Annotated in this window: 6 protein-coding genes; 2 read left to right on the plus strand and 4 right to left on the minus strand. The window is 65.5% G+C overall.

What is annotated here, in order from left to right; all coding sequences use genetic code 11:
• The first annotated feature begins 135 nt into the window (after positions 1 to 135).
• On the plus strand, positions 136 to 2,520 hold the full coding sequence (locus AC1Q7F_RS14745) for a TonB-dependent receptor (RefSeq protein WP_492508089.1): 2,385 nt from the start codon (positions 136 to 138) through the stop codon (positions 2,518 to 2,520).
• An 89-nt stretch (positions 2,521 to 2,609) separates the two neighbouring features.
• Here AC1Q7F_RS14745 and AC1Q7F_RS14750 read toward each other — a convergent pair whose 3' ends face one another.
• The 4 genes from AC1Q7F_RS14750 to AC1Q7F_RS14765 form a co-directional block, all read right to left on the minus strand.
• Positions 2,610 to 4,838 (minus strand): TonB-dependent receptor, encoded by a 2,229-nt coding sequence (locus tag AC1Q7F_RS14750; protein WP_492508091.1) that lies wholly within the window; start codon positions 4,836 to 4,838, stop codon positions 2,610 to 2,612.
• Positions 4,839 to 5,045: 207 nt separating this feature from the next.
• Complete coding sequence (locus tag AC1Q7F_RS14755; protein ID WP_492508093.1) at positions 5,046 to 5,870, minus strand: enoyl-CoA hydratase/isomerase family protein; 825 nt, start codon at positions 5,868 to 5,870, stop codon at positions 5,046 to 5,048.
• Between the two features lie 11 nt (positions 5,871 to 5,881).
• A complete protein-coding gene (locus AC1Q7F_RS14760) occupies positions 5,882 to 6,793 on the minus strand; it encodes an acyl-CoA dehydrogenase family protein (protein ID WP_492508095.1) in 912 nt (303 codons plus the stop codon).
• Complete coding sequence (locus AC1Q7F_RS14765) at positions 6,793 to 7,944, minus strand: acyl-CoA dehydrogenase family protein (RefSeq protein WP_492508097.1); 1,152 nt, start codon at positions 7,942 to 7,944, stop codon at positions 6,793 to 6,795. Before AC1Q7F_RS14765 ends, AC1Q7F_RS14760 begins: the two co-directional genes overlap by 1 nt.
• A gap of 219 nt (positions 7,945 to 8,163) precedes the next feature.
• On the opposite strand from AC1Q7F_RS14765, the gene AC1Q7F_RS14770 reads away from it, so the two are divergent.
• On the plus strand, positions 8,164 to 11,574 hold the full coding sequence (locus AC1Q7F_RS14770) for an indolepyruvate ferredoxin oxidoreductase family protein (protein ID WP_492508099.1): 3,411 nt from the start codon (positions 8,164 to 8,166) through the stop codon (positions 11,572 to 11,574).

Genomic DNA, 11,574 nt, shown 5'->3' on the forward strand with positions numbered 1-11,574 from the left:
GCGTGCAGGGGCGCGTCGCGGCGCCATCCCAGGCATTGACCGGACAGCCCCTCTCCATAGCCTGGGGGGCGAATGAAAAGGGTGCGTCCGCGGCTTCGCCGGCACCCCCAGAAAATCGACAAGGGAGACAGATTTATGGTCCGGAACCATGCATGTCCGGCGCGCGTCGTGCGCCCGGTTATCCTTGCCACCTCGGCGCTGCTGACCCTGTCCGTCGCCACCCCGGCAATGGCGGCCGACGACAAGGCCGGCGCGCTGGAGGAGATCGTCGTCACCGCCCGGCGCCAGAATGAAAGCCTGGAACGTGTGCCCATCGCGGTGACGGCCATCGGTGCGGACCAACTGGTTGATCGCGCCATCCGCACTGACAGCGATCTGCAGATATCCGTCCCCGGCCTGACCATCCGCCAGACCCAGGGCAACAATTCGCTGACCTACTCCATTCGCGGGCAGAGTGCGGATACCTTTTCCGGCTCCCCCTCGGCCGTTGTCACCTATCTGAACGAGGTGCCGCTGTCGATCGGCGGGGCCTCCAGCTTCTATGATCTGGAATCGGTGCAGGTGCTGAAAGGGCCGCAGGGCACCTTGTTCGGCCGCAACGCCACCGGTGGTGCCGTCCTCTATACCAGCGCCAAGCCGACCAACCGGTCGGAAGCCATGATCCGTACGCGTCTGGGCAATCTGGACCTGAGGGAGGTTGAGGGCTGGTTCAACGTACCGGTGGTGGAGGACAAGCTGCTGCTGCGCGTCGCGGCAGACGTCATCCGCCGCGACGGCTATATCCACAATCTCTATAATGGCCAGGACCTGGGCGAGACGCGGCGGGATGGGGTCCGTACCTCGCTGACCTTCAACCCGACCGACAGGGTCACGAACACCGCCGTGTTCCAGTATGGCCACACCAACGGCACCAATACCGGGGCTTCCTATACCTATTCCGTTTATGGCTGTGGCGAGACGAACAACGGCTTTGCACTGACCTGCGGTGCCGGGCTGCTGTTCGGGCCGGGCCTGGATGCGGTGGCGGGTGCTGGCTCCTGGGCCCGGTATCTGGCGGCCCATCCCAAGGCCTATGCGCAGGGGCTGCTGGCCTATGTCGCCGAACAACAACGGCTTGGGCCCTATGTCACCAACCATCCGGCCGGGGCGGACCATATCGGCAAGGATTACAACCTGAACAACACGACCGGCATCGAGCTGTCGGACGATCTGACCGTGAAGAACATCTTCGGCTGGTCCAAGTCCGATGTGGATTCACAGCAGCCGCAATTGGGCGCACCGTTTGTCACCATCCTGACCCAGAACCTTGTCTCGGGTGAGGTGGGGAACGAGGTGCATAACCGGTCCTGGTCGGACGAACTGCAAGTGCAGGGCAAGGCGCTGGACGGCAACCTGACCTATATTGTCGGTGCCTATTTCCAGCGGCTGCGCACCGATACCTTCTGGCCGCAGACCTATTTCGACGTCAGCCCGGTGATGGCGCCCGCCTCGGTGACCAATGCGTTCCGCATCAAGAACAAGACGGACGCAGTTTACAGCCAGGGTACTTATGACCTGGGCGACACCGGTTTGCAGGATGTGCGGCTGACCGCCGGCATCCGCTACACCTGGGAACGGGTGTCCATCGCGCAGTTGCCCCGCGCCACCTATACATTCGGCGCACCCGACCAGAAACGCACCTTCAAGGACCCGAGTTGGGAGGTGGGGCTGGAATACCAGGCGACGGAGCAGATGTTCACCTATCTGAAGACGCGCGGCAGTTTCCGCAGCGGTGGCTTCAACGGGGCGGCACCGCCCGTGGATGCTACCGCCACGCTGGGCGGCAACGTTTTCGGATCGGAACATACCCAGGATGTGGAAGCGGGCCTGAAATACAAGGGTCAGGCGTTCGACCGTCCCGCGACCTTCACCGTCGCGGTCTACAATCAGTGGATCCAGGATGTGCAGCGCGTGGAATTTCCCGATCCCGATGGTCCGGGCGGCCTGGCCTCCATCGCTGTTACCTCCAACGTGCCGTCGGAACGGGTGCGGGGCCTGGAGGTGGAGGCGGCCCTGATGCCGGTCGACGGGCTGACGATCGGCGGGTCGCTGAACTATACCAGCGCGAAGTTCACCAATGGCCGTATCTCCCTGTTCGGTAATGCCTATTCCTATGGTCCCGTGGGGGACACGCCGGAATGGTCGGGTGTGGGCTATGCCGAACTGGCACTGCCGACGGGGGCGGAGACGGGCGACATCACCCTGCGCGGGGAGGTCTATGCGCAGACGGGGCAGTATTTCTCCAATGCCGCCGCCTCTATCGCGCCGCGCACGCGCCTGCCGGGCTATGCCCTGGTCAATACCCGCCTGACCTGGTCCAATATCCTGGGCAGCGAGGTGACGGGGGCCCTGTTCGCCAAGAACCTGCTGGACAAGGCCTATTTCGCGGGTGGCATGACCCTGGCGTCGGCGCTGGGCCACAATGCGGCGGCTGTGGGCGAACCGCGGACCTACGGTCTGGAACTGTCGGTGAAGTTCTGACAACAAAACGCCCGCCCCGACAATGTCGGGGCGGGCGGTGTTGAGAGAAACATAGGGTGGACTGAGTAGGCTCACCCTGCTTTCCTTAATCAGAACTCATATTTCAAATTCAGACCGTACTGACGCGGGGCGGCACTGACGGCCAGGTCGCCCAGCGCGCTGCCCAGCTTCTGGACATAGTATTTTTCGTTGGTGGCATTCTGCGCCCACAATTCCACGCTCCAGTGCTGCACCGGCGAATATTCCACCGACAGGTTCAGCGTGCTGTAGCTGTCCTGACGCAGGCGGTTATCGACCTCGAAGAAATAGCCGTCATTGTAGCTGTAGAGTGCGGAGAACCGGACCTCGCCATCATTACCGACCGGCACCGTGTAGGATGTGCCCAGGCTGGCCACGAATTCAGGGGCCACGGGCGTGCGGTTGCCCTTGGCGCTGCCGATACAGTTGCGTGCACCGCCGGTGGGTGTACCCCCTGTCACCTGGCCCGGTGTGGTGCCGGTGGGCGTGCAGACCGACGGGTTGGGATAGGTGTAAGGGGCGAAGGGGAAGCTGGAGAATTTGCTGTCCAGCACGGTGAAGGACCCGAACAGGTTCAAACCGTCGGTGACGACTAGGTCGAATTCCGCCTCCACCCCCTGGTTCTTCACCTCCGCCGCGTTCAACAGCACCGCCGTGGCGCCGACGCCGGTGGCCGCGCGTACTTGATAGTCGTGGATCTTGTAGGTGAAGGCCGACAGGTTCAGGCGCAGGCGATTATCGAACAGTTCCGCCTTGGATCCGATCTCATAGGCGTCAATGGTCTGCGGCGTTACCGGCGCGATGAACAGCGAGGTCAGCGAGAACAGGCCCGACTTGAACCCCCGGTTATAGGAGGCATAGACGTTGAAATCGTCACTGAACTCATGCCGCAGCGAGGCGCGATAGGTGAACTCCCCATAGGATTGGCTGGCATCGCGGGTCTGGGAGGTGGGTGTGGCCAGACCCACCGACACCTGGCGCCCAGTCAACGTGCGGTCATCATGGGTGTACCGGATGCCGCCCGTCAGGAAGGTCGTGGGCAGGATGGCATAGGTGGCTTCACCGAACGCCGCATAGGACTGGGTGGTCATTGAGGCGAAGATATCGTTGCCGGCATTGGCCCCACCCAGGGCCGTGCCGCGCGACGCGAACGGATCGACCGATGCGACGGTACGCAGGAAGAACAGACCGGTCTGCCAGCTGAGCGGCCCATCCATGTCGGATGCCAGGCGCAGTTCCTCCTGGAATGACTTGCCATTGGTGGACAGGATGTTGGCGAACAGGGGCAGGGGGCCGCCATCGGGGTCGAGCGCGCTGTTGGTCTTGTTGCCGCGAAAGGCGGTGATGCTGGTCAGCGTCGCCCAATCCAGGTCGAATTCCGACGTCAGGCTGAGGCCGTAGGTGCGCTGGGCTGCATATTGGGCATTGACGGTGTTGGTGTCATACCGGCCCGCCGGGCGGCGGGTGCCGCCGGTACCCACCGAACCGGGGGCCAAGGCGAACAGGGAGGAGAAATCCTCATCCTGCTTGCCATATTCGCCGGCAAAGGTCAGGCTTGTATTGTCGGTGGGTGTCCACAGCCATTTGGACCGCAGACCCCAGTTCCAGCCCTTGCCCACCTCCTTGCCGGTGGCCAGGTTGGTGCCCCAGCCATCCTTCTGGTCCGACCCGGACAGGGCGATATCGGCGCTGAGATTGTCGGAGATGGGGCCGGCGACATAGAGCTGGCCGCTATAGGTCTCATGATTGGCGATGCCGGTCTGGCCCTTGATCACCAGTTGGTCGCCCGGATCGCGGGTGATGACATTGACCAGGCCGCCCGACGCGTTGCGGCCGAACAATGTGCCCTGCGGCCCGCGCAGCACTTCGATCCGCTCGATATTGTTGAATTTCAGGACCGACTGGTTGAGGTTGGACAGGAAGACACCATCGACATAGAAGGCGTTGGCGCCTTCCTCCCCCGTGCCGCCGCTGGTATTGCCCACGCCGCGCACGAAGAAGATGCCCGACGGGCCGGACCGGCTCATCTGCAGGCTGGGCACGGCCTGGGGCAGCAGGCTGGTATTGGTGATGCCGGCCTCTTCCAGGCTGTCGGCCGTGATGGCCGTGACGGCGATGGGAACCTCCTGCAGGTTCTCCTTGCGGCGCTGGGCCGTCACCACGATCTCCTCCAGGCGCAGCGTATCGCTCTCGGTCGCGGGTGCCTGTTGCTGTGCGCCGACCGGTGTAGCCAGCATGGCCAAGGCTGCGGTGCCGGCCAGCAAATGGTGGCGATGCTGTAGGCTTGTCGATCCCTTCATGGGTGTCCCCTCCTGTCATGTCCGCCCGTTCGCGGACATGGCCGATCGGCCACGCCCGGCGTTCGGCGCGTTGTCCTGTCTGTTGTCGTGAACCGGTATGGTGACCGGTCACCCGTTCTGACCTGTGGCGGGGTGGGGGGCAAGGCGGCACGGACCCGACTGCCAACCCAGGCAAGCATCGCCGCCTACAGCAGCATGACGCGACGGTCAGCGGCCGGTGAAGCGGCCCCGGCGGCGTTCGGCGAAGGCGCGCATGGCTTCCTGATGATCCTGCGTGCCCATCGAATAGACCTCATAGGCCAGCGAGGCTTCGAACGATGCCTGGGTCATCTGCTTCAGGGTGATGTTCATGGCGGACTTGGTATAGTTGACGGCCAGCGGCGGCAGGTCGCGCAGCTTCTCCGCCATGGCCTGGACATGCAGGTCCAGGTTGGGATCGGGGATGACGCGGTTGATCAGGCCGATCTGTTCGGCCACTTCCGCCGGGATCGGATCGCCGGTCAGCAGATATTCCTTGGCCCGGTGGAAGCCAATAGCCAGCGGCCACAGCAGGACGGCCCCGTCGCCGGCCACCAGCCCCGCCCTGACATGGCTGTCGCAGATCTTTGCCCCTGGCGCGGCGAATACCATGTCGCAGGCCAGCGCCAGTGTGGCGCCCAGCCCGAAGGCCGGTCCCCGCAGCTTGGCGAGCACCGGCTTCTCCAGGTCCAGCAGACCCATGATATGTTTGCGGGCGATGCGGGTGGTGATGTTCAGGGGGCGGGCGTCGGCCTCCGTCCCGCTGTCGGGCAGGATGGAGAGATCGGCCCCGGAACAGAAACTGTCGCCCTCGCCGGTCAGGATGACGACGCTGACGTTGCGGTCGTCCCATACATCGTTCCAGATACGGGCCAGTTCCACGCTCATCTGCGGATTGATGGCGTTGCGCCGTCCGGGATTGGACAGGGTGATGGTGAGGATACGGTTGGTCAGCGACAGTTTCAGGGCCTTGTAGTCGGCATAATCGACGTCGCGTTCGGGTTCGAAGCTCATAATCGCGTCTCCTACGCCGCTGTCCAGATCAGGGCTGCCGCATCGGCCGCGTTCACGGCCCGGCCCCCCAGATCGGATGCCAGCGCCTTCAGGCGGTAGGTCCACAGATGCAGCGGATGTTCCAGCGTCATGCCCATCCCGCCCAGGAACTGGTGCAGGTCGTAGATCACGGCGTTCGCCGCCTCCTGCGCTACATGGGCGGCCAGGGCTGCATCGCCGGGACTTTCCGTTCCCGCCGCCTGCAGCGCCAGCCAGCGGGCGCCATTGGCCCGCACAGCGGCCTCCGCCAGGCGGTGGCGGATGGCCTGGAACATGGCCAGCGGTTTGCCGAATTGCTTGCGCTCACCGACATAGGTCACGGTGCTGTCGATGGCGGCATGCAGAAGCGCCGCCATCTCCACCGCCAGCGTGATGCGCCAGCGGGTACGCAGGGCGTCCGGGCAGACATCCGTGGTTGTCGTGCCGTTGGTGTTCGCCAGCATGGCCATGGGATAGGCATAGAGGCTGTCCACCGGTCGCACCTGATCCGCCCTGGCCGTCAGCAGCGTGACCCGGTCGGCATGCAGGGTGACCACACTGGCACCAGCCTTCAGAAAGCGGACAGGGCTGGTGGGCGTCGATGCATCGACCAGGCAGAGCGGGCCCGGCACCTGCCCCAGCAGCGGGCGCACCAGCAGCGATGCGGCGGCTTCCGTCGCGAATGGCAGGCGGGCCAGCCGGTCCAGCACCAGGGCCGCCGTCAGCGTCCCCAGGTCGGGATCGAACCCGACATCCAGAAAGCCGGCCTCTTCCAGGTCCCGGTCCAGGGCGGCACTGGTCAGGGCGAAATAGCGGCTGTCGGCAGGCGGCCCCAGATAAGGACGGCACAGGCCATCCACGGCATCCAGGATGACGCTCTGGTCCTGGTTCAGTGACAGTTCCATCAACGGGTCTCCCTGGGCAGCTTCAGCACGTCGCCGGCCACGAGGTTCAACTGGATTTCGGCGGCACCGGATGCGATGCCGGCCACGATGGCCCGCTGATGATGGGCCTTCAGCAGCGGGTCGCCTTCCTCCCCGCACAGGGTTTCGGGCAGGTGTTCCACCACGAACTCCCCCACCGTGCGTTCGGCCATCACCGTGGCGACGCGGGCAGAGCTGGCCTCCCCACCGATGGGGATGCCGCGCGCCCGCTGGTCGATCAGGGCATAGGCCGCCATGCGCGCCGCCTCGCACAATCCGGCCGCTCTGGCTGCGGCGATACGGACCGCCTCACGCCCGAACCCGCCGCGCGCCTGCAGGATCGACACGGCCCGATCCAGGGCGCGGCGCGCCAGGGCATAGCGCGGGATGCCCAGGCGTTCATTGGCCAGCGAGAAGGCGATGATCTCCCATGCCTCCCCCTCCTGTCCCAGACGGGCGGATGCCGGCACCTCGACATCGTCGAAATACACTTCATGGATGTCGCCCTCGCCGATCAGGCTGGGGATGGACCGCACCTCTATGCCGGGGCTGTCCATGGGCACCAGGAAGATGGAGATGCCGCGCTTGCGGTCCACACTGGTGCGGGCCAGCAGGAAGCAGGTCTCCGCCAGCCCGGCATAGGAGGTCCAGATCTTCTGGCCCGTGACGCGATAGACATCGCCGTCCAGAACGGCCCGGGTGCGCAAGGACGCAAGGTCCGACCCGGCATCGGGCTCGGAGAAGCCCTGGCACCAGACGGCGTCGCCGCGCGCGATGGGCGGCAGGTAGCGCGCACGCTGTTCGGCGCTGCCATAGCGCATCAGGGTCGGGCCAATCCAGTTGACATTCATGTACTGGGCGCCGCGCGGCTCCCCCGCCGACCACATCTCCTCCGCCAGGATGATCTGGCACCAGGGGTCCAGCCCCTGGCCGCCCCATTCCGCCGGCCAATGCGGGATCAGCAGCCCGGCTTCGGCGAGATTGCCGCAGATCGCCCGGGAGAAATGCGTCTGCCCTTCCGATCCCGGCCCGTGATGGGCCATGCGTTCCCAATCCGGCGGCAGGTTGGCCGCCAGGAAATCACGGATGCGCTGACGGAAGTCGCGATGGAAATCGGACCATACGAATTGCATTGCGTCCACTCGTGGGGGAGGGGGGCGCCGAGGTGCCCCTGTCCGTCCTTTATAAACACTCCCTTGCGGCGGCGATGACTGGGGGGGAGGGGCGGCTTATCCAGGATGGCGGGTATGCCACGCAGCGGCGGGCAAGCCGGAGGGCGGCGGGGGGCAATTGTGCCCGCGGCCATTGGGCTATGAAGGTCCAGACATTGTTGAACCCAGGGAGCCCCCGCCTTGACCAAGTCCGTCGTGACGCTCGAAGACCGATATGAGCAACGGTCGGGCCAGGTTTTCCTGTCCTCCATGCAGGCCCTGGTGCGGCTGCCCATCGATCAGGCCCGCCTGGACCAGGCGGCGGGATTGAAGACGGCCGGCTATGTGACGGGATATCGCGGATCGCCCATCACGACGCTGGACGCCCAGCTCTGGAGTTCCAAGAAGCTGCTCCAGGCCCACAATATCCATTTCGAACCGGGGCTGAACGAGGAGCTGGCGGCCACCAGCCTGCGCGGCACGCAGCAGCATTCCTGGTTCGGCCCGTCGCAATATGAGGGGGTGTTCGCCCTCTGGTACGCCAAGGGCCTGGGCGTTGACCGTGCCTGCGAGGCACTCAAGCTGGCCAATTTCGAGGGCACGGCGGCAAAGGGCGGCGTGCTGGTGGTGGCGGGCGATGATCACGCCGCCAAGTCGTCGGCATCGGCACACCAGTCCGAGCATACGCTGATTGCCGGATTCATCCCCGTCCTGGCGCCATCGACGACGGACGAGATCCTGGAATATGGCCTGACCGGGTGGGCGATGTCGCGCTACAGCGGGCTGTATGTCGGGCTGAAGACGGTGACGGATACGCTGGATCTGACATCGTCCATCACCTTGGCCTCCCCATCCTTCACGCGGCCCGTCCTGCCACCCGGCATCATGCTGAACCTGCGTCGCGGCCTGCCGGCCCTGGCCCAGGAGGCGCTGGTGGTGAATGAACGGCTGCCCGCCGCCATCGCCTTTGCCCGTGCCAACGGTCTGAACCGTGTCGATATCGCGCCGGCGGCGGCGAAACTGATGATCGTCACGGCGGGCAAGTCCTGGCTGGATGTCCGTCAGGCACTGCGTGACCTGGGACTGGACGAGGTACGGTGCCGGGCCATGGGCCTGGGTTTGGTCAAGCTGGGCATGACCTGGCCGCTGGACCCCGATTTCGTGCGCAATGCCTGTGCCGGGGCACAGACCCTGCTGGTGGTGGAGGAGAAGCGGCCGGTCATCGAGGAACAGGTGGCCACCACCCTCTACGGGATGGACGGGCAGCGGCCGGCGATCATCGGTAAACGGGACGAAGCCGGGCGGCCGCAGTTCGCGCTGGACGGGGTGCTGGACCCCGGTGCCGTCCGCCGCGCCCTGGTGCGGCAGCTGGAACGGTTGGGCATGCTGGAGATGCCAGTGGCGGACAGGGCGACGCAGCGGGCCGCCCTGGAGGTGCTGGCCGCCAAGCCGCCTGCCGCCGTCCGGCCCGCCTATTTCTGCTCAGGCTGCCCGCACAATACCAGCACGCATGTGCCCGACGGCAGCTTCGCCCTGGGCGCCACGGGCTGCCATGGCCTGGCCGCCTTCATGCCGGAGCGTCGCACCATGAATGTGGTAGGCATGGGGGCGGAGGGGCTGTCCTGGGTGGGCGCGCAGCACTTTGTCGAGACGAGCCATGTTTTCGCCAATATGGGCGATGGCACCTATACCCATTCCGGCACCCTGGCCATCCGTGCCGCGGTGTCCGCGAAAGCCAATATCACCTTCAAGATCCTCTATAATGACGCCGTCGCCATGACGGGCGGCCAGCCGCTGGAGGCCGATGTCTCGGTGGAGATGATCGTGAAGGAACTGCTGGCCGAACGGGTCAGCCCCGTCATCCTGGTCAGCGATGAGCCGGAGAAATGGGCGAAGGCCGATCTGCCCCGCGACCTGCGCATCCTGCACCGCGACCATCTGGAGGATGTGCAGAAGGAATTGCGGGAGATCAGGGGGGTGTCCGCCATCGTCTATGAGCAGACCTGCGCCAATGAGAAGCGCCGCCGGCGCAAGCGCGGCACCCTCGCCGACCCGGATCTGCGCCTCTATATCAACCCCGCCGTCTGCGAGGGCTGTGGGGATTGTTCGGTGCAGTCCAACTGCGTCTCCGTGGCGCCGCTGGAGACGGAGCTGGGCCGCAAGCGGGTGATCGACCAGTCGAACTGCAACAAGGATTACAGCTGCATCAAGGGGTTCTGCCCGTCCTTCGTCTCGCTCCGCGGGGCCAAGCCGGCGAAGCGCGCGCGCGACATGGGCGTGCTGAAGGCGCTGATCGCCGGGCTGCCCGTCCCTGCCATCGTCGATGTCACCGACAGCTATTCCATGCTGGTCACCGGCATCGGTGGCACCGGCGTGCTGACCGTCGGCGCCATCCTGGGCACCGCCGCCCATATCGAGGGCAAGGCCGCCAAGGTGCTGGACATGACCGGCATGGCGCAGAAGGGTGGCGGGGTGATGAGCCATGTCCGATTTGCCACCAACGCCGCCACCATCCCCAGCGCCCGGCTGGGCACGGGCCAGACCGACCTGCTGGTGGCCTGCGACCTGATCGTGGCGTCCGGGCCGGAGGTGGTGAAAACGCTGCGCGCCGACAGCCGCATCATCGCCAACCAGGACGTGGTGCCCACGGGCGAGTTCCAGACCCGCAGGGACCTGGACCTGCGGCCGGACAATTTCCTGGCCGCCTTTCACGGAAGGGTAGATGACGAGCATGTCGCCCTGCTGCGGGCCAACGAGCTGGCCGCGCGCCTACTGGGGGACACGATCTTCACCAACCTGATGATGGTGGGTTTCGCCGCACAGCAGGGATTGCTGCCCGTGGGGCTGGACGCCATCGAACAGGCCGTGCGCCTGAACGGCACGGCGGTGGCGGCGAACTTGCAAGCCTTCGCCATCGGCCGGCTGGCGGCTGTGAAGCCAAGGGAACTGCTGGCCTTCGCCCAGTTGGAGGCGCGGGCGGCCCCGGTTGATCTGGAAGCACTGGTGGAGCGCGGGCGGCGCTTGCTGACCGATTACCAGGATGGGGACTATGCAAGGTCTTTCACCGACTTCATGGCCGATCTGACGGCGGTCGCGGGCGTTGCGCAGGCCCGGCCCTTCCTGATGCAGGTGGCCGAACAGCTGGCCCGCCTGATGGCCTATAAAGACGAGTACGAGGTGGCGCGCCTCTACAGCCTGCCGGCTTTCCGTGAAGGCTTGGCGGCCCAGTTCGACGGGGATTACAAGGTTTCACTGAACCTGGCCCCGCCGCTGCTGTCCTGGCGTCGCGATGCCAGGACGGGGCGGCCCAAGAAGATGGCGTTCGGGGCCTGGATATTCCCCGTCTTCAAGCTGCTGGCTGGGATGAAGCGCCTGCGCGGCACGCCGTTCGACATTTTCGGGATGACGGCCGAACGGCGGATGGAACGGGCGCTGATCGGGGAATACCGGGACCTGGTGACGCGCCTGGCCCAGGGCCTGGGCGAAGGGGATGTTGACCGCGCGGTGGAAATCGCCGGTGCCGCCCGCCTGATCGCCGGTTATGGACCGGTGAAGGAGGCGGGCGTGGCCGCGTGGCGGGCCAAGGTGGCGGAATTGATGCAGGTGCCGTAG

The organism is Niveispirillum sp. GW835-FHT14G11, from assembly GCF_058793615.1.

Bases quoted from the DNA above. Each gene is read 5' to 3' on its own strand.
- AC1Q7F_RS14760 (WP_492508095.1), bottom strand. From the start codon at position 6,793: ATGGAACTGTCACTGAACCAGGACCAGAGCGTCATCCTGGATGCCGTG.
- AC1Q7F_RS14745 (WP_492508089.1), top strand. From the start codon at position 136: ATGGTCCGGAACCATGCATGTCCGGCGCGCGTCGTGCGCCCGGTTATC.
- AC1Q7F_RS14750 (WP_492508091.1), bottom strand. From the start codon at position 4,838: ATGAAGGGATCGACAAGCCTACAGCATCGCCACCATTTGCTGGCCGGC.
- AC1Q7F_RS14755 (WP_492508093.1), bottom strand. From the start codon at position 5,870: ATGAGCTTCGAACCCGAACGCGACGTCGATTATGCCGACTACAAGGCC.
- AC1Q7F_RS14765 (WP_492508097.1), bottom strand. From the start codon at position 7,944: ATGCAATTCGTATGGTCCGATTTCCATCGCGACTTCCGTCAGCGCATC.